Source organism: Alcaligenes nematophilus, from assembly GCF_026344155.1.
Lineage (GTDB): Bacteria > Pseudomonadota > Gammaproteobacteria > Burkholderiales > Burkholderiaceae_B > Alcaligenes > Alcaligenes phenolicus.
In genome coordinates this window covers 269,658-291,891 of record NZ_JAPKMZ010000005.1, presented here as the reverse complement: position 1 = coordinate 291,891, position 22,234 = coordinate 269,658, and the positions used below count along the sequence as shown (strand labels likewise).

General features: G+C 51.9%; 25 protein-coding genes. 3 read left to right on the top strand and 22 right to left on the bottom strand.

The genetic code is table 11. The annotated features are described in order from the left end of the window. Positions 1-78: 78 nt before the first annotated feature. The 3 genes from OSH04_RS15080 (at position 79) to OSH04_RS15070 (ending at position 1,404) form a co-directional block, all read left to right on the top strand. Positions 79-306 carry an SRPBCC domain-containing protein gene (locus OSH04_RS15080; RefSeq protein ID WP_121739573.1) on the top strand — a complete coding sequence of 76 codons (228 nt, stop codon included), beginning with the start codon at positions 79-81 and terminating at the stop codon, positions 304-306. A 510-nt stretch (positions 307-816) separates the two neighbouring features. Next, positions 817-1,095, top strand: a complete 279-nt coding sequence (locus OSH04_RS15075) for a type II toxin-antitoxin system RelE/ParE family toxin (protein WP_026485315.1) — start codon at positions 817-819, stop codon at positions 1,093-1,095. A 15-nt stretch (positions 1,096-1,110) separates the two neighbouring features. Further along, positions 1,111-1,404 carry a HigA family addiction module antitoxin gene (locus OSH04_RS15070; protein WP_086069207.1) on the top strand — a complete coding sequence of 98 codons (294 nt, stop codon included), beginning with the start codon at positions 1,111-1,113 and terminating at the stop codon, positions 1,402-1,404. A gap of 83 nt (positions 1,405-1,487) precedes the next feature. Here OSH04_RS15070 and OSH04_RS15065 read toward each other — a convergent pair whose 3' ends face one another. The 22 genes from OSH04_RS15065 to OSH04_RS14960 form a co-directional block, all read right to left on the bottom strand. Next, positions 1,488-2,219 (bottom strand): hypothetical protein, encoded by a 732-nt coding sequence (locus OSH04_RS15065; protein ID WP_086069206.1) that lies wholly within the window; start codon positions 2,217-2,219, stop codon positions 1,488-1,490. Between the two features lie 550 nt (positions 2,220-2,769). Then, positions 2,770-5,694, bottom strand: coding sequence for a MobF family relaxase (gene mobF / locus OSH04_RS15060; RefSeq protein WP_086069205.1), 2,925 nt, complete (start codon positions 5,692-5,694; stop codon positions 2,770-2,772). A 38-nt stretch (positions 5,695-5,732) separates the two neighbouring features. After that, the gene (locus OSH04_RS15055) at positions 5,733-7,322 is read right to left on the bottom strand and encodes a helicase HerA-like domain-containing protein (RefSeq protein ID WP_086069204.1); all 1,590 of its coding nucleotides are present in this window, start codon (positions 7,320-7,322) and stop codon (positions 5,733-5,735) included. A gap of 62 nt (positions 7,323-7,384) precedes the next feature. Next, on the bottom strand, positions 7,385-7,819 hold the full coding sequence (locus tag OSH04_RS15050) for a hypothetical protein (protein ID WP_086069203.1): 435 nt from the start codon (positions 7,817-7,819) through the stop codon (positions 7,385-7,387). Next, entirely contained in the window at positions 7,812-8,555 is a 744-nt protein-coding gene (gene stbB / locus OSH04_RS15045; protein ID WP_086069202.1) for a StbB family protein, read from the bottom strand. Before stbB ends, OSH04_RS15050 begins: the two co-directional genes overlap by 8 nt. Before the next feature lie 42 nt (positions 8,556-8,597). Next, positions 8,598-9,062 carry a hypothetical protein gene (locus OSH04_RS15040; protein ID WP_086069201.1) on the bottom strand — a complete coding sequence of 155 codons (465 nt, stop codon included), beginning with the start codon at positions 9,060-9,062 and terminating at the stop codon, positions 8,598-8,600. A gap of 655 nt (positions 9,063-9,717) precedes the next feature. After that, positions 9,718-10,638 carry a TrfA gene (locus tag OSH04_RS15035; RefSeq protein WP_253248721.1) on the bottom strand — a complete coding sequence of 307 codons (921 nt, stop codon included), beginning with the start codon at positions 10,636-10,638 and terminating at the stop codon, positions 9,718-9,720. 136 nt (positions 10,639-10,774) lie between these two features. Continuing rightward, positions 10,775-11,041: a hypothetical protein gene (locus OSH04_RS15030; protein WP_026485324.1), complete on the bottom strand. Its 267-nt coding sequence runs from the start codon at positions 11,039-11,041 to the stop codon at positions 10,775-10,777. 20 nt (positions 11,042-11,061) lie between these two features. Beyond that, on the bottom strand, positions 11,062-12,000 hold the full coding sequence (gene virB11 / locus OSH04_RS15025; protein WP_231691452.1) for a P-type DNA transfer ATPase VirB11: 939 nt from the start codon (positions 11,998-12,000) through the stop codon (positions 11,062-11,064). An 88-nt stretch (positions 12,001-12,088) separates the two neighbouring features. Further along, complete coding sequence (virB10, locus tag OSH04_RS15020) at positions 12,089-13,189, bottom strand: type IV secretion system protein VirB10 (protein ID WP_086069199.1); 1,101 nt, start codon at positions 13,187-13,189, stop codon at positions 12,089-12,091. Then, a complete protein-coding gene (locus OSH04_RS15015) occupies positions 13,186-14,307 on the bottom strand; it encodes a TrbG/VirB9 family P-type conjugative transfer protein (protein WP_086069198.1) in 1,122 nt (373 codons plus the stop codon). The genes virB10 and OSH04_RS15015 overlap by 4 nt, the downstream gene beginning before the upstream one ends. A 19-nt stretch (positions 14,308-14,326) precedes the next feature. Next, positions 14,327-15,013 (bottom strand): virB8 family protein, encoded by a 687-nt coding sequence (locus OSH04_RS15010; RefSeq protein WP_086069197.1) that lies wholly within the window; start codon positions 15,011-15,013, stop codon positions 14,327-14,329. Further along, positions 15,006-15,155, bottom strand: a complete 150-nt coding sequence (locus tag OSH04_RS15005) for a YajG family lipoprotein (RefSeq protein ID WP_086069196.1) — start codon at positions 15,153-15,155, stop codon at positions 15,006-15,008. The genes OSH04_RS15010 and OSH04_RS15005 overlap by 8 nt, the downstream gene beginning before the upstream one ends. A gap of 94 nt (positions 15,156-15,249) precedes the next feature. Further along, complete coding sequence (locus OSH04_RS15000) at positions 15,250-16,191, bottom strand: type IV secretion system protein (RefSeq protein ID WP_231691451.1); 942 nt, start codon at positions 16,189-16,191, stop codon at positions 15,250-15,252. Between the two features lie 8 nt (positions 16,192-16,199). Continuing rightward, positions 16,200-16,886: a type IV secretion system protein gene (locus tag OSH04_RS14995; protein ID WP_086069195.1), complete on the bottom strand. Its 687-nt coding sequence runs from the start codon at positions 16,884-16,886 to the stop codon at positions 16,200-16,202. Positions 16,887-16,989: 103 nt separating this feature from the next. Then, positions 16,990-17,361: a hypothetical protein gene (locus tag OSH04_RS14990; RefSeq protein ID WP_143243685.1), complete on the bottom strand. Its 372-nt coding sequence runs from the start codon at positions 17,359-17,361 to the stop codon at positions 16,990-16,992. Between the two features lie 88 nt (positions 17,362-17,449). Beyond that, a complete protein-coding gene (locus OSH04_RS14985; RefSeq protein WP_086069194.1) occupies positions 17,450-18,127 on the bottom strand; it encodes a hypothetical protein in 678 nt (225 codons plus the stop codon). Further along, positions 18,124-18,345 (bottom strand): hypothetical protein, encoded by a 222-nt coding sequence (locus tag OSH04_RS14980; RefSeq protein WP_143243684.1) that lies wholly within the window; start codon positions 18,343-18,345, stop codon positions 18,124-18,126. The genes OSH04_RS14985 and OSH04_RS14980 overlap by 4 nt, the downstream gene beginning before the upstream one ends. Positions 18,346-18,382: 37 nt before the next feature. Beyond that, complete coding sequence (locus OSH04_RS14975; RefSeq protein ID WP_086069193.1) at positions 18,383-20,854, bottom strand: VirB4 family type IV secretion/conjugal transfer ATPase; 2,472 nt, start codon at positions 20,852-20,854, stop codon at positions 18,383-18,385. Positions 20,855-20,865: 11 nt separating this feature from the next. After that, entirely contained in the window at positions 20,866-21,225 is a 360-nt protein-coding gene (locus OSH04_RS14970) for a type IV secretion system protein VirB3 (protein WP_086069192.1), read from the bottom strand. Between the two features lie 2 nt (positions 21,226-21,227). Continuing rightward, complete coding sequence (locus OSH04_RS14965) at positions 21,228-21,545, bottom strand: conjugal transfer protein (protein ID WP_086069191.1); 318 nt, start codon at positions 21,543-21,545, stop codon at positions 21,228-21,230. Between the two features lie 243 nt (positions 21,546-21,788). Continuing rightward, a complete protein-coding gene (locus OSH04_RS14960) occupies positions 21,789-21,962 on the bottom strand; it encodes a hypothetical protein (protein ID WP_172400377.1) in 174 nt (57 codons plus the stop codon). Between the last annotated feature and the right edge of the window lie 272 nt (positions 21,963-22,234).

Genomic DNA, 22,234 nt, shown 5'->3' with positions numbered 1-22,234 from the left:
TTTGCACGATAATATCTGCTGTTCACCCCCGCAAATGGCAGTGAACAACCCGCTGCCACCAAACTGGAGAGAGCCGCTATGCAACTCACCGTCGAGACGAACGTACGAGCCCCGATTGAACGGGTGTGGGAGGCGTACACCACACCCGACGAGATAATTCGCTGGAATGCGGCCTCAGATGACTGGCACACCACCAGGGCCATTGTGGAGGAGTGCATGCGGTGCCATCAGTGGCGGTCGCTCAGAGGACGGCGCCGAGTATGTGACAGAGGCCATCCTTTACTTGGAGGATTCCAATCCGCATGACAATCGAGCCGTTCGAGTGACTATTGAAGGACAGAGAGTAGGGTATCTGTCGCGACAGAATGCGCGCCTTTATCGAAAGCAATTAAAACAATTGGGCCATGCGCAGATCGTCTGTAAGTGTGATGCAATGATAGTCGGCGGGTGGCACCGTTCACCTGCGGATGCGGGGCACTTCGGTGTCAAGCTTGATCTGCCAGTTGTATAGTTCCTGCCTGTCCATTCAAGCCTATACGCTTCACGGGTTCGTGGAGGACTGTAAACAACCTCGTTGGTCGGTCGGCATTTGTTTACATAAACTTTTTCTCAGTGCTCTCCCTATTGAGAAAAGCCCCATTGTTGCTGGGGAAATTTAGAAGTTTACAAACTTAGGTATACATAACCGTTCTAGAGGTCAGCTGGGATGGTGAGAGCCTAGAGTAATAGGGCCTCGCCATCCCAAAGCCAGAACATTACAAAGGAAAAGCACTATGCAGGCTTGCAACGCGCAACGATACACGATACAATTCATTCATGATTAAGGGATTCCGGCATAAGGGTCTTGAAGCCCTCTACGACAACGACACAACCAAGGGCGTCCAAGCTGCACACGCTCCAAAATTGAGGCGCATTTTGGGTGCATTGGATGCAGCAGTAAGCCCCGAAGACTTGAACGTCCCCTCCTTTCGTTTACATCCGCTGAAAGGAGAGTTAAAGGGGTATTGGTCTATCACGGTAAACGGCAACTGGCGAGTAATTTTCCGCTTTGTTGGCACCGATGTTGAGTTGGTCGATTACCTGGACTACCACTGATTAGGAGTACCGAATATGATGAAGAACCCCCCACACCCAGGCGAAATTTTGCGAGAAGATGTAATCGTAGAGCTGGGGTTGTCAGTAACAGAAACTGCTCAGCGTCTTGGAATGTCGCGTGTAGCATTTTCCCGAGTTCTGAATGGCAAAGCGGCTGTTAGCCCCGACCTAGCTATTAGACTGGAACGTGCAGGTGTCAGTACGGCCCGTGCTTGGTTGGCCATGCAATCCAATTATGATTTGGCTCAAGCCATGAAGCATCCGCAACCTGCAATTCAGGCTTTATTTCCAGCTAGCGCTCATGCGTAGAAAAGTTTAGCTAAGAGCTGAGCACCAAAACAACAAAGGCCACCCAAGGGTGGCCTTTGTTGTTTCTAGTAGCCAGGATGGGCTTAGCGTTCTAGTTCCGGCCCTTCTGACTTGATCTGTCTGTCCTGACGTTCCAGGCTTGGCTGCGGCAGTTTGTCAGAGATCGCCTTGGCATTGATCATCAATTGATTGACACGCTCAAAACTGGATTGAGGAGCCTCCGTTCCTTTCAAATGTAGATCAACTTTATGTTCTTCTAGCCCTTGGATATAGTTTTTAAGTAGATCTGGATGGGTTTGGATAAATTTAGGCATTTCAAGCCCGTCTCGGCCCGCTTCACGTGACGTTTCAGCTAAATTATTAAATGCTCTCACTCCATTTTTGTAGGCTTGGAGCAGCTCCGGGTCATCGTGAGCAGCTGATGGTATTTCTTTCCCTTCATATCCCGCATTTTCAGAGTCATAGTAGGCACTCCAGTCGACCGACTGATAGTCACGGTCTTCATGTTCAAATTGATGTGCCGGTAACGGAGGCTCATGATTTCGCTGTTCCTCTTTTGCGTGGTCAGCTGACGTCAATTTTTCTAATGACATACTGGCCTCATAAATCTTCGTATTGATGTGCTCACGCTCAGCCGGTTGTCGCTGAAGTCCCAGTTTGACCATCACATCCCGGAATAATCTGGGTCCATCTATGGTTCTGGAGCGCCGTTGCTGCTCAACAGCATGTGACTTTTCAGCTTGTCGCCGTCGCTCGCGATCATCTATTGATTTGCGTTTGGTGCTGTCATCCCCATTGTTCAGTTTCTTTTCCATCGTCGTAAATCTCCTATTACGCGCAGTTTGATGTACTGCATGGTGAAGCCTTCATCAGCGTGATAAAGGCGTGACAATCTGGCCGCGCTGTTCAATAGCAGCGGCTAAATCGGAGTTCGTGGGAGAGTGAGTTTCCCCGGCGTTGCCGGGGCCCCATCATAGTGACGCCGCCTGGTCTGGGGACCAGGCAAGAGACCAAAAGACCCTCAACGAGCTGGCGCTCTTTGTGGCCCTTAAGGTCTCACACAGGACGCACCCCCGCAGGGGTGCCGAAAGCCGCATGAATGCGGGCTTTCAAAAGGTTGGCGACTTTAGGCAGTGTGGAACAAATAGAGCAACATAATCATCCATAAGCCAGTAAATACACCATTTCAATGGGGTACAGATGTGGCGTTTTGGCATGTAGACATGCACTAAAAACCAGCCAATTGCCAGTTAATAGACAATCGTTAGACTATTAGCACCCACTGACTGGACAAGTAATAGACAAATCATGGTCTATCAATAGACAGATCATTGACAAACCCTTGGCAATAAATTGTCAAACTCCTCAAATCTCTAGCTCGGCATGCTGTTTTTCGGGTTTGGTGTGGGCCAATTCATGTGGCTTGACCTTGTTGCGGGTGGTCAGCAAGTCATGAGCCAGCCCTTTGTAGGCCTTTCGATTGACTGCATTGGGGAGCAAGGTGGCGTTATCCGTGAAGACAGTGACCTCATGCCGTTCACGAGAAATACTCACGTAATAGGTGTCCTGGGCGGTCGTGCGCGAAAAACTTTCCGCGTTGTAGAGCACGCGATCACAGGTTAGTCCTTGGGCACTGTGAGCGGTCGTCGCATAGGCATGATCCAGGTGCAAGGGTTGGTCAGCGGACAAGGTGACGGCTCGGCCATTGGCGGCAATCGTCACCGAGTCCTGCGCGATACTGAGTACTTCGTAGCGCTCGCCATTGGCCAGATCGAGCTCAGCATTGTTGCGAGTGACCCGAACCATGTCACCCACAGACACTTCGGCAGTGTGCTGGTGATAGACCGATAGCGTACTCATGGTTTTCGGGATCACTTCAATAGGTTGAGCCACTTGGCCAGGGTCGGGGCGCAGGGGTAAGACGATCAACCTATCGGTGGATCGATTGCATTCGACGACCTCATACAGTTGGCCACGTTTCATCCCATTCTTGTAATCGCGCTCGGGCTGGACGATATCACCGACCGTGTAGTACTTGGCGCAGCGACGCTCAGCTCGGGTAGTGTCGTGTCGGGTGAGCAGGCGGTATGGCCGTCCTTTGCCGCTCAGACCTTTGAGCTCATGCACGCGTTGATTCAAGGCCAGACGAGAGTGGTTGGTCCCAGTGACAATGAGCGTATTAGCTTGTGCGGTATCGGATAGGTTGACGTACTCGCGTGCGATCGCTTCATAGCGAGGACTGCTATCGCGTATTTGGGTGCCGTCATCCCTTTTTGTGATGCAATCGTCAATCTGCACGACATGATCTTCCAGGACTCTGAGCGATGCGCTGGCTTTGCCAACGGCGGCCAGTTCGACCGCTTGTTTTAGTGTGTCACTTTTCTGGCGCTGAATATCGCCCATGAGAGCGGTTTTCATGCCTTGTTCTTGCAGCAGTGCAAACGCCCGACCAGCCTCAACTGCCTTTGTCTGGCCAGTGTCCCCGAGCAACACGATGCGAGCGCCGCTGGGCTGCAATCGGTGTAACAATTTTTGCATCTCGCGCACCGGAATAACCCCCGCCTCGTCAATGACGACGACCGTTTTTTCGCCCAGCTTGCTGTCCAGGCGCTCGGTCTCGGTGGCCGTTGTCATTGAGGCGACCGTGTTCGCTTCAATGCCGTCCTGGCGCAGATTGGCGACCTGTGCACCGTAAGGAGCCAGGGCGATCATGCGATATCCACGTGCCTCTAACAAAGCCTTGGTTTCTTGTAGTGCGAATGATTTTCCCGTTCCGGCCAATCCTTGCACACCCACTACCTGGTCTTGGCCTGACAGCATCAGTTCGATGGCACTGCGCTGGCCAGGAGTGAGGGTGGTGTCGGTTAACTCCGCCTGTAATTGATCACGCGCGAGCACAGGCGCTACCTTGCCGCGCCCCGCGTGCATCATAGATACGACATCGCGTTCACTGCGCAATGCCGTCTGAGTCGCAAAGAGAGGTTCAGTGGGTGTCAACCGACCGACATCGATGGCCTGGTCGACTTGTTGCAGCGCCTTTTCTATGGGGATGCCGCGCAGTTGGACGAGCTCTTGCGCCCAGGCCTGCCGTGTGCGCGGTTTGGCGTCATGGTCAGAGCTGCTGCGATAATGAAAGGCCCTGGCCACCAGCTTGTTTTGCTCGACCAGTCGGGTTAAAGACTGCCGCAATTGTTCTGCGCTAACAGCGCCTTCCCCATGGAGTAGTGCGTGACTCAGCAATGCGGACTGGCTCATGACCGTTTCGCGTTCAGACAAATGTTTGATCGCCCAGATCATCGCGGTATCAGCAATGCGCTGACGAGCCTCTGGCTCTGGTGAGTGGCGAGCAAGGCTTTCCAGATCCTTGGCACGCTCTTTAGAGGTGTGCAGACTATTCTGAAAGTCGATGCCAATGTCCTTGGCTTGTGTTGTCCAGTCCGCTTGAAGCTGGTCGCGGGTGAACTCCTGGGTTTTGGCCTTGCGTGTGGCCAGAACGGCCATCTGGCGTTGCGCATGAGAAGCAGTGTGACCGTCCATGCCCGCGTCGGCCAGTCGCTGGTGCATTTGCGCACTGCGTTTACTAAAGTGCTCGATCTGGTCACGTGAGATATGTGCCAGTTCGATGTGGTTCTTTTCAAAGCGCAGATCGTAGCCGATGGCGGTTAACTCTTTGGCCAATTCAGCCATGTAAATCGAGTCCAGGAGCGGACGGGACTGAACCAGTAAATCATTATTCAGCGCGGCCCAACTGCCGTCCTTGCGCTGGGTCAGGTTCATGATGACGGCGTGGGTGTGGAGCTGCGGGTCCGGCGGGGAGTTATCCGTGGCTCTGGCAGTTTCGTGTCGAAATTTGCTGATGATCAGATTACCGGTGTTTTCCACCTGCGATTTACCACGGATGGTTTGGCGTGACTGTGCAAAATGTTGCTCTGCATAGGTCAATGCACGTTCAACAGCACGGTCATGAGCGAGGATGATGCGCTCATCACCACCGATCAAGGCTTGCAATGAAACACTTTTGGGTGCTGAAATCGTCAGATCCAGGCCTGAGCGGGCCTGTGAATCGTGGCGGATGCTGTTGCCCGCATTCACGCCATGGCCAAACTCACCGCGCAACATTGCATGAAATCGCTGGGTATCGACTATGCCGGATGCGCCAAGCATTTCGGCTCCCTTGCCTTGCCAGATAGCCGCTTGGCCGTCACGGCTGTAGTAGTCATCGGCCTGGTCGCCGTAGTAATGCGTATGCTTGGCGGCCGCAGAGCGGTGTAAAACCTCTTTGGTAATCATGATGTGTTTCCTACTGGCAAGACAAGGGAAGGACGTCACTAAGCGGCAGCCGTGTCTTGTGTTGAACGGGGAATACGTTTGAGTTGACTCGATTCAATGAACGGCTCAATGACTTGAGGAAAGGGTTCAAACTGCAACTTGAACCGTGAAATCGGGTACTTCCCGGCAAAAGCGACATAGCCGCTTAAGTCATCAAAGGCTTGAATCTGCGCAGCGGTCACCACGCGTTCTGTGACCGGTGTATTTTGATCATTGGTATTGCGATCACCCACAGAGCGAGAGACGCTGTATTTATGACGCTCTACCTCATGCTCACCCAGGCTCTTGCTCAGATCCTCAGCGGTTTCATGGTCAGTGCGAGAGCCACCCAGCACCAGCAAGTTACGAAAACTGGCACGAATCGTTTGAGCCTTCTTCTCGCCGTAGATGTAGTCCAGTTGGGACGTGCTTTGCAGGCCAGCGACGATACGCAGGCCTTTTTTACGGCCCTTGGTCAACCCATCTTCCAACGAAGGCAGGGCGTCAAGACTGGCCAACTCGTCGATGAACAACCACCAGCGCCGTTTTGCATCTTCGGGCAATGACAAGACAGCCGTAATGAACACGTCAGCCCACGATGAGACCAATGGCTTCATTGCGGTCACCATGTCTTCACGCCAGTTGATGAACGCGTTTCCACCGTTGGGATCGTCAATCCAATCACGAATCGAGAATGGGCCGGATTTCATGCTGGTGTGCTCGGACAGCTTGTTCGATAGTACAAAGCGCGCACTTGAAAGCGCTTTACTGGCCTCAGATGAACCAACAAACAGCGATTCAGCCAATGTGCCTTCCAAGTAGCTCTTGAGTTTGGCAGGGTCCTCAATCGTACATAGCCGGAACAACTCGTCGATGTGTGCCTCGTCAGGTGTGACGGTGTAGAGCTTCTTGGCTGTCTCGCGTAGCAACAAACGTCCGTAATCGTTCCATTCTTCAGCACTCTTGTCTTGGCTCATCGGAACCATGGAGTGTGATAAACGCTTCCAGTCGTACTCAGCCCGAATTTCATTGAAGAACGCCCAGCCAGGTGAGCGAGCATCGTATGGATTGAGGATGATGTCGCCCGGCTTCCAGAACTTGCTGAGCAAATCGCCATCGGGGTCGATCACAAGCATGCGGTCCCCACGCTTTTTCACGGACTTGGCCATTCTGCGTAGCACCACGGATTTACCACTGCCGGTAGCCCCTCCGATAAGGGTGTGAAGGTTTTCTACTTTGACCGGCATCGGTACAGAGGCTACGTCCACCTGTCTGTGTAATCGGTCCGTACATTGTGAACGCAGCTTGGCAATGGGAACGACTTTCGTGCCTCGGATATGTCGTGTGAAACGGTCGCCTTCAAATCCGGCCGTGCGTTTAAACATTTTGCTTAACGCAATAACGGCAACCAATGACAAGACAAATCCAATGGCAGGGGGAATATAGAGGACGGGGTACTGGACGGTTGCTGTCAGTAGATGCCAGGTAGTGCGTGCGTCCCAATGATTGACTGCCACCCCGCTGGCCAAGCTCGCAGCTGTTATCCATGCCAGAAGCGGGAATGCAACAATTAACAATACCGACAAGCGTCGTCTCGTAATCGGTGACATAAAGAATCCTTGAAAAGATGTGCCCTGGAGCTTAGCCCCAGGGCATAGGCATACAGACGTGTTTATGAAGCAAGAAAGCGCAACAAAAGTGCGGTGGCACCTGCCCCGGCGCTGGCCCCAACCAGCAATGCAAAGATGGCCATCTTGCGTGCCGAGGCATGGGCAAATCTGGCATATCGAGCGGTGTCCGCACTGATTACCTTCAACTCCGCGCGGATGGGTGAGAGGCTGCCTTGCACGTTGTGCACCACTTGATCGGTCAGATCGATACTGGCGCGATCGAGCACGGCTCCCAGGGTGTTGGCCAGATCTTCGGGCAAGTCTTGCAACTGCTTGTTGGCAGCGGAAAATGCCTCTATACCGGCTACGAGCGCAGTGACGGTTTCGCGCAGTTTGTCGTTAGTGCGCTCTGTGCGTTCAATCAGCCCGGCCACATCCCCCAGAGTCTCCTGGTACAACAGATCCAGCTTTGTCCGCGCTGTTTTTTCCTCACTCATGCGAAGCTCCGTTGGTGGCAGGCAGCACATCCCCGAATAGGGCCTGGAAAGCACGGTCAAGCTGACGATCTACAGGGCGTGCCAGTGCTTTTAACGTGTGCATGTCTGACAGGTGTGAGATGTGTTTCCGATCCTTGGGATCAGCCTCGCGCAAAAGCTGGCGGTAGTCAGTTTGATCGGCCAGTATCGACGCGATAGTGGTGCGTTTATCGGCCAACAACTCAAACACTTCGTTCTCGAAAATGACGGCTTGGGGGCTGGCGATAAATTCGCCGGTCTTCTTGGCGTAAGTCAGCAGCGCCAGAAACTCTTCATCCACATCGCTTTCTACGCGGTTGAACAACACGCGAATTCGATTGGCGGGCACGCCCAGGTCGCTCAAGGCAGCAACTGTCTTGATGGTTTCTCGCTGTGCTTTGCCTGTCGGGACGACCGGCAACACGAATTGGTCAATTTCTTCATGGGACAAGTCGTAGCGCGACATGTGCGCCAAAAATTCCTCGATGTTCGATGCCCCGACGTCCACGATTGCATCGTCCAGCGTGAGCAAACCGCGAAACAGTTTGCCAAATTGCATCCCGCGAAGCTGGTCAACATCCAGTCCTAGATCTTCCGCTGTTTCATTGGTCGATTCGATAGCGAAAATCTGTGCATGATTCAAGCGCGGGGCCAATAGGTGCGATGCCACGACGGTTTTACCGACCGAGCCGGTGTAGTTCAAAACGGCGATTTTCATGAGAGTTTTCCTTCAGGTTGTGAGGGTGAATTCAAGGTGGGGTTAAGAGGATTTAGGCTTGGTTCGCATAGCGCGGCCTTCTTCGCGCAACGCATCCAGGTCAATGTTCATCTCGCGGTATTTACGCAAATCAGCGGGTGACTCAATGGCATTAGGACGGCCTTGCACCGCTTCGGTGCGGAGGACTGGAGCTTGGACCGGAGTGGTTGACGTGATAGGCGGTGCTGCCAGGCTATGGGAGGGCTGGGTCAAGATTGGAACCTCGGTTGTGGATGTGTGAGGTTTCTTAGGCTGACGCAGGCGCCATAAGGCTTTAGAAAAAAAGGAATGCGAAATCGGGATTCCCGCCGCGTTCAGATCTTCGACGACCGCGGCATATGACGAGCCGTTGGCCAGCCGCATTTCGATGATCGGCAGCAGTAAACGAACGCGTGCTGTGACCGTGGCTCGCGGGTCAGCATCGGCCAATGCTCGACGAAATTGCTCGACGAATTGGTCAACTTGCATGGGTTGGGTTCCTGGTTGTGCGGGAAAGCAAATGCCACTTTCCACGTTGAAGACAGAAGCGCGGCAGTACCGCGCAGGGGGAGCCGCGCCCGGTGACGGGCGTGGGGGGCAAGGCCCACGGGGAAGGGTCGAGGCCGCAGTCCGACCTTGGGCGGACTGGACAGGGAACCCGGCAGGGGTTCCGCGGCCAAGGGGTACATTCATCCCCGCCCGTCAGGGTGGGGACCAATGTTCTTTGGGGGTCTACCTTTCCCCCACGCCACCAGCGTGGGGGACTGACGTGATACGAACTTCGATTACAGCGTCAGGCTTTGCATGCAGAGAAAGGGGCAGGAGATAAATGTTTCTGAAATGTAACTTTATCTGGGTGCAGCAATAGAGTTATCAACAGCCCTATATGGTAGAAAGAAGGTAGAAAGAAGGTAGAGGTGTAACAGAGGCTCTGAAAACCGCATGGATAAAGGCTTTCAGAAATGTAACCGCGACGCTATTACGATAAAGCGCGATGCTATTACGATAAAGCGCGACGCTATTACGATGGGGCGCGATGCTATTACGATGCTTTGAATGAGTTATCCACAGGCCCATTTCGGCGACAAAATGGCCAGCAAGCGCGATGCTATTACGATGTTAGGGAGCTAATTAAGACTAACTTCTAGGCTGATTGAGGTTCATCACTGACCCGATTCCAGACCGCCTGTTCCACCCCGCGTCGACTTGTTTCGATGCGCGGAGAGAGGATCAGGCCAAGCTCTGCCAGCTCATTGATCGCTCGCTCCAGCGCCGGTTTGAAATCACGCATCCGGCCTGCGTATTGTGAGCGTTCTTTGAGGATTTGCAGGCTGTAGCGCTGCTCAGCATCTTTTGAGGTGCCGATCAAGCGCTGTAGGCTTTTGGACAGCGCATAGCGCATGTTTAACCGGGTATTCCAATCGATCAAGGTAAATTCACGGTTGCCAAAAATCTGCGTCCATCGTGGGTCCACGTACAGCGTATATTCATTGAGCTCATCGTCATAATCAAATCCACCTAGCATGGCCAGAACTCGGCTGGAAGGATGGTTGCCGAAGCTGTATTTCAAGATCCCATTAGGTCTTGTTGCCACGATCGATAGTGTGAATCGGGCCAGGTCTTTCATCGTATTGTGCAGCCATTGATAGCTGGCACCACTCGTATTTCGGCCAAGTGCCCGTAAAAAATCAGCACGATTGACTACGGGACGTTGGCCAGATGGGCATGTGATTTGGAGATACATGGCATGCATCCAAACATCAGCATGATCCTCGCACAACTGTTTGCCAGAGCCTTTGATCACAACTCGTTCGTTGCGTAGGAACTCAACGTCATCGTGCATTTTGCGATGGCCTCGCGCTATGGGTGCGAAAACGCTACTACGCGCGATGTAGTTGGGCATTGCTCGCGTTTTTTCGTTGATGCCAGGTAAGAAGATGCGTTTGAAGGCGGGCTTGTTCGGTTCGCTGGCGGCTGCCGTGGCCTGACGTTGCTTGGCTGTTTCCGTCAAGCGATGTAAAGCCGTATTTAGTCGTTGATTGGCGCGTTGGTTGGGCAAAGACATGATGGTCCTGATGGCAGATAGGCACAGGACGGCCTTGTCGATGAGGTGCGCCCCTGTGCCGTTCAATTAGTCAACCGCCGCATGCGAAAAACGCATGAGGCGGTTATTTGATTAACAAAGGGGAATACGTCGCCGACTAGCGATATGTCGCAAATTCGTTATTCAGTTTGAGACTGCGCAGTGGTTGCAGACCCGGTAGGTCATGTTGCTCAAAGAATTCGCGACGGGCACGCAACCATTGTTTGTATCGCCAACCGGAGCGCTCATCCCAGGGATAGTTGGCATCAATGTCCGAGGCGATTTGTTCCAGATTCTTGCCTTCGGCTCGACCGTCGTTATAGAGCTCGGCCATCAAGTTATAGGAATAGACGGCGAAGCCGACACCTTCATAGGGTTCGACCATGGTGTTCTCCTTTTATGGGGTTAAAGGCCAGGGCGACGATTGCGCGGATCAAAGAACACTTCTTCGAGTTCGAAGTTTCTGTAAAACGCCACGACGTTAATCGTGTTCCGCAAGGACATGCGGATTGTCTCCAGATCCAGCTGGCCGCCCGTAGGCGATTGTTTGATCAAGGCGATCACTCGATCAATGGTTTCCAGTGAACTGTTTGAGTGAATCGTTGTGACCGAGCCTGGATGACCAGTGTTTAACGCTGTCATGTATTCCCAGGCCTCTGAGCCGCGTAGCTCGGCCAGGAAGATACGGTCCGGTGACAAACGCATGCAGGCTTCTACGCACTCCGTTGCTGATACACGCCCTTGCCCTTTGCCATAAAACAGGTTCACCACGTTACGGTGGTTGGGCAATAGCAACTCATGCACGTCTTCGATCGTAATCAAACGCTCATTGACCGGAACCCGTTCAATCAGTGATCGTGCAAACGTGGTTTTGCCTGAGTTGGTGGGTCCGGCCACAATGATGTTGTAGCGGGCTTGAACGGCTTCATGCAGAAATTGCGTGAATTTACGCTGTTGTTTTAGTTCTAGCAGATGCTGATCAATGGGCGTGAGCCCTTGCTCATCGAGCAAGTCCAAACTGTCACGGACGTTATCAAAGGCGCCATCGGCTTCAAGTTCTTCCAGTGTTTTAACGAGCCGTGTGTGCTTGCGTATATTGATAATGAACGTGCCGTCTGGGCAGGCTGGGGACTGCACGACTTGTCCCCGTTCTCCATCGGGTAAGCACACCACCATGATCGGTGTTAAATCCAGGCCGTTATAGACGGCCAAGCTCAATACCAATCCTTTCAAGTTTGGCAGCGTGAGCGCAGGGCAAGGATGCTCATGCCAGGTACCACGTTGACGCACAAAGACAAACTCGGGCCGCACAATCGCCAGCTCGGTGATTGTGGAGTCGTTCAAGAATGGCTCCAGCGGTCGCAGCTCAGCTCGTGTGGCAAATCCCGGATCAAGAAGTTGGTTCATGCCGGGTGTGTTGCTGCTCTTTGACTTATCGGGTGTAAGTAGGTTTGAGTTCATAGACTTTACTGAAATCCAGATCGCGAGCGACCATGATGCCGACACGTTCGCCCTGGTTTTTATAAAGGGTTGGGGGAATATCTAAGGAATGTTCCAAGATCTTGGCCACCACTTCCTGACCACCTTCGCGGGTGTTGTCGAATCGGATGTTTCCATCTCCTTTGTTGCCCTGGTTCGAAGCCCAATCACCCAAATCCCCCAGCAAGCTAAGCAAAATGGCATTGCCCAGTCGATCCCAGAAGTGATGGTCGATTGCCCCATCGACCCCGGCTTCGCCAAGTGAACCAGTACCAGGTGAGCCCAAATTAAGAATGACGCCGTTGGGCGTTTCCAGACGGTGCCAAGTTACAAAAGCGCGTGGCTGACCTTGAACAATCCCACCGCTTTGATAGCCAACAAACTTGGTGCCGGCATCGATCAGTACAACCTTGCCGTTAGCGCTCATCACATCACGGGTAGCATTGCAGGTCAGCATGCCAGCCTGAGCTGTGATCAGTCGGGTTTGCATAACACAATCGATCATCGTGCCTTGTGTGATCAGGAAGTTGCGGTTCCCGAGCTGACCAGCCACTGACGGTGCCAATTCGAGTGGACGCAGCTGATTGGCCAAGGGACCTGCATCGCTATTGACCGCGACGGAAGTCGCGTTTTTTGGGCTTGTTTCCTGTCCTTCGTTGCTTTGGGACCGTAATGGGCTACGCAAGCGCCGAGCGTCAACACCATTAATCACCTTGGGCAGTATGGGAATAGTCAGATCGCCCAATGACTCGCTTGAAGTAGTGTCTTCAGGTGGGGTGGTTTCAACACTGGAGGCTGGTGTTTGTAGCGTTTTGAGCTCAGGTAACTGAAGCAAGTTGCTGATACCGCTGACGGATGAGTCATCCCCACCATCGGGGGCTTCATCACTGCTCGCGAGCCAGCGCCAGCTTACAAAGCTGATGATGGCAATGGCGATCAGTACACATAGCCACAAAAATCCTTTCGCGCCAGGTGGTAGTGGACGTCGTGCGCCACTTAGATCATTGGGCCCGCGATCCTCGATGCTGTTGGCGTCCTTGTCGGTGCTGCTCATTTCAAATGCTCCTTCGTGGTGAAGGTGTGAATGGATGATCCTTGCTGCGATTGCCAGGCAGACGCCGTGCTGTCGATCACTAGAACGTTGTCTGGTTGAATCGTGGTCTTGACCTGAAATGGAAGACCCGACTCGTCAAGAGGCTGGACTAACGGTAAGGAGCCAGGACCGAATTGCATCCAGGTCTGTCCGTCTTGCACTTTGAGCTGACGAGGCGTCAACTCATTAGCTTGTAGGCTTATCGTTGATGCAACGGGATAAGTCGCCGTTTTTGAGGTTTGCTCCACCACAGGTGGCGGCAAGCTGGCCGGTTCTACTCCATGGACAACGCGTTTGACCGACGGTGAGACAGTGCCGGTATACGGTTTTGGTGGTGTTTGGCCGAATGCAGAGTTATGAATGGCAACAACCCGGTTTCCCAATCGGATATGCCAACGCTTGCTGGTTCGATGTAAGACCATCGTTCGGTGGTCAGCCATGTGATAGTTTGTCAGGACTTCCTGACCATCCTCGGTCACCCGGTATACGACCGGGATTTCAGCAGCCGGGGCAAATTGCAGCCAGGTCTGCTGGCCATCGTCCCAGGCATGAACAGGGGCCAGATCTAAGTCCCCGCTTTTTGTATACGCTTGCCAGTTTGCTGGCTGGCCAGCTTGGGCAAAGGCGTTTTGAACATACTGTTTACGAGCCTGATGGCGCGTCTGTACGGCATCGCTGTCCGGGTAGCGCATGACCAACTTGTAGAGCGTCCTGGTAGTCGTACGGTCATTGTGATACTGGATTCGAAACGTGTAATTGCGTCGATCAGTGATGAGGATCAGATTGCCATCGGCTTGATCCAGCATTGGTTTGAAGAAAACGTAATTATCGTGAGCGGTGAAGTCATAGGCTTCACTGTCACCGAAGACGTGGAACTGATACTGCTCACCTTTCTCAAGCTCAATCATGGTTGCTACGCCGATCACCGCATCTAGCTGGATGACATTTGCAGGGTCGTAGCTGGCGTATCGCACGCGATGATCTGAGGTAGAGCGTTTCGGGTCATTAAGGGCAGCAGCAGGCGTGACGACCGCGCACGCCAAGGCCACCGCTAATGCCGCTTGGGCAAATCGGTACATGGGAACTCCTTCTTGCGGATTAACGTGAGAGATCGGCGGCCAGGTCGTAGCGATTTACCTGGAATCCGAGGGGATTACGACGCGCGACGGACTCATCAAGTGGCACGTTGATGTACCCGTAGGCAATGGTGGCGATCATGTGCTGCTCGCGTTCATTGCGACCTGAAGCAACTTCGCGTTGAGTTGTACTGAAACGGACAGTGGCTGTTTGATTGGCACCCAGGGTGATTGAGTGCACTTGAACATCCAGATTTGACAGTTGGCCCAGCCGCTCGGTCGGTGCGTTAGGTCCTACATATCGTTTGCCATACTGAGCCTGAATTGGTGGCGAAGATAGTAAAGCGCAGGTATCGAACTGTTCTTGAATCGTGTACCAGTTATACCCCTCGCAGCTACGAACATAGGTATTGAGAAAGTACTTGTCGACCCGTTCCCCATAGGTATCGAGTGCGTCACCCAGACGGCTGACATGTTCAATGGAACCGGTGGCATCGTTAACACGTACCACATACATCTCTGGCGGTTGTTTCAACGGCGTTAGCGCTGTCACAGCAAGCACACTGGCTAGAGCCAGCACGCACATGAACAGGCAAAGTCGCCACGCCAGACGCCGACTGGATACTAACTCAGTGGTTAGGTCACGCTCCAGGCCACGGTTCTTTTCTAGTTCCTGGGCGACATTAACAGTTTCCAGGTGCTTACTCATGAACAACTCCAGATGCTTGCAATGGGGCGGTTGCGTTGACAGGAACTTGGGGTGAGTCAGCCGGTTGAGGAGCCTGGGGTGGGGTAAAGGCGCAACCAGCCAACACGATGGCCAGGGCCATCGTGGTGAGTGAGAGTTTCATAGGAATACGACTCCTGGCCCACTTACGACTTAACGTAGAGGGCTGAATAAAAGATGAAGGAAAATTTCAGACGGGCTGTAGAGCCGACGAAGAGTTATCGGCCAAGAAGTTTGCGAAGAAGATGGCCAGCTCGTAGTGCGGTCATAGTCCCCCGCATGGCGCTACCGACGCCGAATTGCGCGCCAAAACCTCCCGACAAACCTTGTGCAATGCCGGGAATCATGATCACGACAAAAATACTAGCTAAGGCAACGAGGAGCTGGGCGGTAACGAGAGGGAGAACCGAAAAAGTTCCATTGCCAATAAGTTGGATCATCATTTTGACGTAGGCAATATTGATCTGAATCAGGACTCCAAAAAGAAGCCCTGCCAACAGCGCCAAGAAAACAAAATTTAAGGCTTGAGAAACCCAGCTATTGAACATACCCTCCGTACGATCAAAGGCCAATGCTGAGATAAAGATAGGTCCAGTGGCTACGATTAGAGCCATACCAACTTTAACGACGATCATTAAAATAGCAATAACTGCGCCAACGACCATAGCATTCACGTGGATGCCTGTTTTCATTAACCACAAGACGATGTCTTCAGAGCTTGGGAGATATCCGGTATCTCTTTTGTCAATTTCATCCGCTGCTTCTTTAGAGCTTAGTCGGAGCTGATCAATCTCTGTAGCTACAGTTGTTTTGCCTGCTACTATCGAAACCATATCATCTGGTAAAGAAATCATCGTGTTGGCAATATTAGTTTGATAAAGCCCTCCTGTTGTCGCGAAGCCTGCAATTATGGCAATACGTATGTATTTCCATACCAGTTCAGTAACATTCATGTTTCCATAGCCACGCATAATAGCCATTGTGTAGAACAGAAACTGAATTGTTAAGCCGATAATAATGATGGGTGCAAGAGCCTGGGCCAGTTGTTCAATCGGTTTAGCAACCGCAGAATTTAGGACCACATCCACCTGCTTCATCAACCATTCGGCAATTCTGTCAGCATTCTCTGGTTGAGAAATTTGGGACGAATTAAAGGCCATGATCGCTCCTATTCACCGGCGGATTGACTCTTTCCCAACCACCCTCCATAAATGACATTTGCTCGTTTGCGCAGTAATTCACGCTCTGCTGCAAACTGTTGCTTGGCCAACTCCACCCGTGTCTGGTCAGCTTGAATATTTGCTTGTTCAACAGCAATACGCGCTTGTAGCTCAGCAATCTCTTTGGGATTTGTCGTTTGGTTGATTTGAGCTTGCAAGCCATCAATCGTTTCAAGACGTTTAGTCATCGCGTTATAGGCTTGTTCTGACATTGCTCTCTGCGTTGCAGCCAAGCGAACACCTTTTTCACGGAGCGCTTCTGGATCTCGTGAAAAATCTACTGAAGAATTTACATCAGCGGTAATGTTGTGAACAGCTCCTGAAAGTGCTGTATTTTGCCCATCAAGCCTGTCAATGAGTGCTGCAGCATCCGTTGGAAGAGATGCCCGAATGGCTTGTTGTACGGACGGATTGTTTAGAACATATCCAAAGCCGGACGATTGGGTTAGAGCGTTTAGTTGTGCCCGTGTTTGATCAAGTTGCGCCCGCGCTGTCTCCAGTTGATCAAGCAAAGCGTTTAGTTGAGGGATTGAATTAACGTCTAGCGTGGGAATGCCACCAGCTGCATGGACTAAGGGTGTGGTTAAGCATGTGGCCAGCAGAACGCTGACCACACGCGCGCGAATGCGTGTCATCGCAAGACTCCTAAAGTGTTTTACATAGTGTGCTGAATTGCACGAGACAATTAGCAGCCGTGATGGCTGCTAACTAAAAGGAAGAGGTACAACTAAATTGAAGTTAGTCAGAAGTTAGGCTTTTATATTCACTCTCACTGATTTTTTTAAAAGGTTTGTATCGCCCATCCGAATCAGTCAAATGTTTTTGAGACTTATCATAGGTAAGCTGCCATTTGTCAGAGATTGTCATTACGCCATTTTCCCTGGCTTTTGCTGGGAAGTTGTGTTGACGATACGTTCCAGAAATCATGGAGATTTGTCTTACTCTTACCACTAAATTAGGCCCATCTTCAGTCACGTGAAGTGTTGCGGGACGTTCGTCTTTTTGCTCTAACCAGTATCCTACGAAGGGAGCATTCAGATTATCTTGACATCCTGAAAGGAGGGTGAGGCTTAATGCTCCTAATACACTCAGGAAATAACGTCGATTCATGGAAGGCTCCTTGTAAAGTAGGTGAGGTTGAGTAGTTCCAGGCCCATGATAAGCAAAACTTCACCATGGTGCGACGTTCGGCCTTGTTTTATTCAGGGAATTGAACAGCGACTGAGAGAAACGAACGAAATTCCGGATACTTGATAACGAAGTTGCTCAAATCCTGCAAAGTGAGTTCTTCATGAAGCTTATTTCCATGCTCCGGAAAATTGTGAAGAGCATCTGCTAAGTCTATTGCAGGAGCAGTTCCACCAGGTATGCGACCTTCAAGCAAGCCACGAATTAACGTGAATCCAATCTTGGCCAAAGCATGAGTGTTCAAATCAATCGTGTCGTTGCCTACTTCTACTTCTTTGTCGGGATAAAATGGCTCCATCCCGTTTCCAAAATCGGCATGGCAACCAAAATCAACACCATCTTGCATAACCACGAATTGAAACTGCGTCGCCCCTTTTGCATTGGCTAAAGCCTCATGCCGCACCCGTTTCTGTTCCATTGTTTCAGCGGTCGCGCCACCGATTTGAACTTTCCTTTTAATGTCGGGGCAATTCCCGTGTAAGCGTCCAGCCAGTCCAGCGGTAGCGCCATTGATGACTTCCACACGACTGTGCGGGTCAGCTTTATTGATGACGGTTACACCGTATTTGCGGCCATACTTACAAAAGAAATTCAGCACTGTAATTTCATCAGGAGTTAGCTCCGCAAACCTGCGGCCGTCCAACGATTGCAGTTTATCCAATGTGGGGGTAGGTAGATAATCGGTCATTTCCTTTCCTTGGTTAATGGACGGTGATAAAAAATACTAGCGGCAATGCAGACAAGGGCAGCTGGTACAGAACTTGAGATAACCGCGATCAGGGCAGCTCCTACACCAACTCCAACCGCAAAATATTTAATGAAATAATCAACCTGCGCTGCTTCTTTATCGCTTTCTTTTGGATTCACAATTTCATCTCTTTCAAAGGGCGTGACGATCCCCGCCAAGCACCCTGCTGAGCAGGGGCTTGGTGCAGGTGCCGCTTTATTGATTGATAAGTTCGGCCTTTTTCTGAACCGCCTGTTCGTCTGCTCGGGCTTGTTTGACCCGTTGAACATACAGTGGCAGCCAATCAGTAGGATCATCACCGACTTCGGCAATGGCCTGTCGTGCGACTACGGCCATATCTGGACTGCCTGAGAATACGAGCAAGGCCTCTTTACACGCCGACAGATCCAGCTCTGCAACGGTCACGCTTGAGCCTTGCTTAATGACGAACTGACGGCTTTTTTCACCAAGCTTCTTGACGAGCTCAAATTCCTGAGCAGTTAACCCAAAATCCTTCATGTAGGTTTCACGTTTGGCGCGTGGGTTTGGTAGAAAAATCAGGGTGCCAGACTGCTGGATAATGGAGGGACCAATCGGATTGTCGGCAATGGCTTCTGGCTCTTGAGTCGAGAAGCACAAGATGCCATTCTTCTTACGAATCGTGCGGCACTGGTCTTGCATATCCTCTTGGAAATGTTCATCTTCCAATGGATGCTGACATTCATCGATCAAGTTCATGATGCGCCGCCCATCATGCATAGCCTGGCTACGGTGACGTAGGTACAAGGTCACTGCTCCACGCACGTACTCGTCATCAAGAATTTCTGTCAGGTCAAAGCCGAAAATCGGATTATGTCCGGGAGGCGCCTCCAGATTTAACCGATCCGACGGGTTATCAAATACCCATCCATATTCATTGCCTCGACACCAGGCCAGCAAACGGTCTTTGACTGAAGAGCGTCCTTCTTCCCCATCAGTCTTCATGGGATTTGTCAGGTACTGGCAAAGCAGGGTAACGCCTCGATATTGCACGTCGATACTGTCACGACACATTTGTTCGATCGCATTGAAAATCTGCTTCTTATCAAAGGTCGTGACAATCTCGCCGGACAAGCCCGCCAAGTGCGTCACCAATTTGCGCATAAATGCCTTGTTTCCAGGCGTGGGCTCCTGTTGGAAGGGGTTCCAGCCCGTAGGAATACCAAGGCGCAGCGTGAAGTATTGTCCGCGTAACGCCAGTGTCAAAACATGCAATCCCTCGTCTTTGTCGAGAATCAGGGCGGTGGCACCAAATTTTTGCGCCTGGGTTAAGAGCATTCCTTGAAGTACCGTTTTCCCTGTTCCGATGTACCCAATAATGAGAGTGTTGCCAGGCATGCGTTCGCCTGTTGAATCTACCTCTTCCAAGGAAGAGTGGTAATTGAAGAAGTAGGGATCACCCGTGACCGAACGCAACATCGTCACAGCTGGCCCCCAAGGGTTACCAGTTGCCTTGCCAGTGAGCTGATTATGGAAACTGTTGTAGCAAAGAAAATTCTCGCTCGTGATCGCCTCGGGGCGAGTGCGCCAACTCCAGTTGCAAGGCAACTGCGACCAGAAACCGGCTTCGAGTGCCTTCTCAAGAGGTTTAATAGTTAGCCCACGGTCAGCCATTTTGGCCACCATGTTGGACATCGAGCGACGCAGCTCAACAGGTTCATCTCCCCAGATTAGTATCGTCGCGTGATGGTCTCCTAAACCGAGCTCGCCAGTTTCCAGCTTTTCAATGAGTTTCAACAACTGTTTGAGCTGGCCAGGAGCATCGTCATTTGAGTCACGCATCAACTTAAAATGTTTTTTGACCAGTTTCTTGGCTGCTGCGCCAGTAAAGCTGCCCCACGATTGGGTGATGATAAATTCGTAAGGGCTGGACAGAATGGGGTCCAGGTGTCCAGGACGTAACTGCCCGGGGCTGCGAAACAGCTCTAACATGCCGAATTTGCGCGTGCTCTCGAGCGTTCGCAGTTCACCAAGCTCACCGTATCGTGAAAATATGGGACGGGCACTAGGTAGGCTATCCCACATGTAGCCATCGGTCACGGGAACCTGCTGTCGCTGACCAGTGAGCAAGAAGGCGAGAAATTCCCCAGGTTCACTAAACGCAAAGCCGCTACGATCAACGATTTTTAGCACTTCGGCATCATATCGGTGAAGTCCAGCCATGACGGCTCGGATGCCGCTTTCAAGGTCCTCAATGGACTCTTCCTGCCAGGCTTTCAATCGCTCTGCATCTGCCTTCTCCAATGAGGCCACCGTTCCTAACAACGCATCTTGCACCGGGTGAATCGAAATAGTGAGATACAGCTCATTGATCTTGAGGCCACGTTTGTTGAACGTGGCCCGATACTGATCATCGAACTGTTGAGCAAAGGGTTGCGGGAATGTGCTGTCGGGATATTCACTCACATGACGACCGACAATGTGGGTGTACAAGCCCAATTTACCCAGTGGTAAGCCTCGTATGACATTATGCAAGGCTTCAACCCAGTCATATTGCTCTTCCAGGCTTGCGGCCATGGCAGAGCGGCCGCTGACTTTGATGATAGCCAGGTATTCATTGTTTTTGGCCTTGATGATTTCATCCGTGACGTGATGAGAGTAGGGCACATAGTGCGAGACCGGACGCTCCTTCAAAGTCAGGGCGCTCATGAGAGACTCCTTTATGGTTTACGCCAGGGACGGCGTGATGAGTAAGAAGTGGGCGCGTAGCTGGAGCCATTCCAGAACTTTTTATTGCCGTTCTTGAACCGTGTTTTCAGTTCTAACCACCAAATCTGGAATGCTTTGTCATCCGATTTTGTGATGGCCGCGAACAAGGGAATTAAGATGAGGACAGCAACCCACATGTAAAGACCAATGAACATGGCTGAGATGGCCACACCGGCTAAAGTGCCAAGGAAAATCATGGTAGGAACACCCATGAAAGTGGCTTTGCGGCTCAGCCCATTGAAGACGGGATAGTGAAATGGCTTCAATACGATAGTGTTGTCATCCTCGTCTTGATTAGTGTCCTTAGCCATGGCTACTTCCAGAACAAGACAACCATCTCAGCCACCGACCCGGCTCCAAGTACGCCGATTCCCCAACGAACTGCGTCGTCTTTCCGCATAATTTCTGCGGCATAAAGTACCCAAATGACTAGGCCGATCACCACGCAGGCAATCGGCAGAATGATGTAAAGGTTGTCGCGGAACATTTCCAGCGATGATCGGGCTTTGGTAAGGCCGCCCACTTGAGCGTGTGCGACGCCGGTGGTGAGCATCGCCAGCACAGCCGTTTGATACAGATGGCGAACAAGGCGGTGTTGCGCCATACGAGCCAAGTATTGCTTAATGAACATGCATAACTCCTGTGCCAAGTGTCAATTGACATCGGCATTGATGGTTGAAAAAAAAGGGGATTGGTGCTCGATTGAGCGTTGATTACATAACGGTGAAAAAGCGGCTGAATGTTGTAGGTTTAAGTGCCGCAAATTCGGTATCCGTCAGCGCGAATGCACGTTGGTATTGCTCGTGCAAGCTTTGAAGCTGAGTGGTCGGAACAAAAAGATAAGAATGGATTTCAGGCATACGGGGTATCGTGGTTACGGTTGACGGAGGGCTTGGGCTAGCAACACACCGTGCAACGCTGTTTTTCCTGCTCCCATGTGCCCAATAACGAGCGAATTGCCGGGAACAGGATCGCCCTTGGCGTTCATTGCAGCCAACGGTAAGTGGTAAGGGTTGGAAAGGTTGGGATGAGCGGAATTGATAGGCATACGTACTCCTGCCTTTGACGTCTGGTGACGTAAGGCATTGCGGTGGTTAAGAAGAAAAATAGAGCCCGAATGGGTAAAGTGAAGGCAAGAGATCGGTCCCCAACCTGAAGGGTGAGGATCGATCTACCCCTTGGCCGCGGAACCCCTGCCGGGTTCCCTGTCCAGTCCGCCCAAGGTCGGACTGCGGCCTCGACCCTTGCCCGTGGGCCTTGCCCCCCACGCCCGTTACCGGACGTGGCTCCCCCTGCGCGGCAGTGCCGCGCTACTGTCTA

Bases quoted from the DNA above. Each gene is read 5' to 3' on its own strand.
- OSH04_RS15015 (WP_086069198.1), bottom strand. From the start codon at position 14,307: ATGTACCGATTTGCCCAAGCGGCATTAGCGGTGGCCTTGGCGTGCGCG.
- OSH04_RS14995 (WP_086069195.1), bottom strand. From the start codon at position 16,886: ATGACACGCATTCGCGCGCGTGTGGTCAGCGTTCTGCTGGCCACATGC.
- OSH04_RS15080 (WP_121739573.1), top strand. From the start codon at position 79: ATGCAACTCACCGTCGAGACGAACGTACGAGCCCCGATTGAACGGGTG.
- stbB (WP_086069202.1), bottom strand. From the start codon at position 8,555: ATGAAAATCGCCGTTTTGAACTACACCGGCTCGGTCGGTAAAACCGTC.
- OSH04_RS14985 (WP_086069194.1), bottom strand. From the start codon at position 18,127: ATGACCGATTATCTACCTACCCCCACATTGGATAAACTGCAATCGTTG.
- OSH04_RS15055 (WP_086069204.1), bottom strand. From the start codon at position 7,322: ATGTCACCGATTACGAGACGACGCTTGTCGGTATTGTTAATTGTTGCA.
- OSH04_RS15030 (WP_026485324.1), bottom strand. From the start codon at position 11,041: ATGGTCGAACCCTATGAAGGTGTCGGCTTCGCCGTCTATTCCTATAAC.
- OSH04_RS14970 (WP_086069192.1), bottom strand. From the start codon at position 21,225: ATGGCTAAGGACACTAATCAAGACGAGGATGACAACACTATCGTATTG.
- OSH04_RS15035 (WP_253248721.1), bottom strand. From the start codon at position 10,638: ATGTCTTTGCCCAACCAACGCGCCAATCAACGACTAAATACGGCTTTA.
- OSH04_RS15070 (WP_086069207.1), top strand. From the start codon at position 1,111: ATGATGAAGAACCCCCCACACCCAGGCGAAATTTTGCGAGAAGATGTA.
- OSH04_RS14975 (WP_086069193.1), bottom strand. From the start codon at position 20,854: ATGAGCGCCCTGACTTTGAAGGAGCGTCCGGTCTCGCACTATGTGCCC.
- OSH04_RS15065 (WP_086069206.1), bottom strand. From the start codon at position 2,219: ATGGAAAAGAAACTGAACAATGGGGATGACAGCACCAAACGCAAATCA.
- OSH04_RS15050 (WP_086069203.1), bottom strand. From the start codon at position 7,819: ATGAGTGAGGAAAAAACAGCGCGGACAAAGCTGGATCTGTTGTACCAG.
- OSH04_RS15010 (WP_086069197.1), bottom strand. From the start codon at position 15,013: ATGAGTAAGCACCTGGAAACTGTTAATGTCGCCCAGGAACTAGAAAAG.
- OSH04_RS15075 (WP_026485315.1), top strand. From the start codon at position 817: ATGATTAAGGGATTCCGGCATAAGGGTCTTGAAGCCCTCTACGACAAC.
- OSH04_RS14960 (WP_172400377.1), bottom strand. From the start codon at position 21,962: ATGCCTATCAATTCCGCTCATCCCAACCTTTCCAACCCTTACCACTTA.
- mobF (WP_086069205.1), bottom strand. From the start codon at position 5,694: ATGATTACCAAAGAGGTTTTACACCGCTCTGCGGCCGCCAAGCATACG.
- OSH04_RS14990 (WP_143243685.1), bottom strand. From the start codon at position 17,361: ATGAATCGACGTTATTTCCTGAGTGTATTAGGAGCATTAAGCCTCACC.
- OSH04_RS15040 (WP_086069201.1), bottom strand. From the start codon at position 9,062: ATGCAAGTTGACCAATTCGTCGAGCAATTTCGTCGAGCATTGGCCGAT.
- OSH04_RS15000 (WP_231691451.1), bottom strand. From the start codon at position 16,191: ATGGCCTTTAATTCGTCCCAAATTTCTCAACCAGAGAATGCTGACAGA.
- OSH04_RS14965 (WP_086069191.1), bottom strand. From the start codon at position 21,545: ATGTTCATTAAGCAATACTTGGCTCGTATGGCGCAACACCGCCTTGTT.
- virB10 (WP_086069199.1), bottom strand. From the start codon at position 13,189: ATGAGCAGCACCGACAAGGACGCCAACAGCATCGAGGATCGCGGGCCC.
- OSH04_RS15005 (WP_086069196.1), bottom strand. From the start codon at position 15,155: ATGAAACTCTCACTCACCACGATGGCCCTGGCCATCGTGTTGGCTGGT.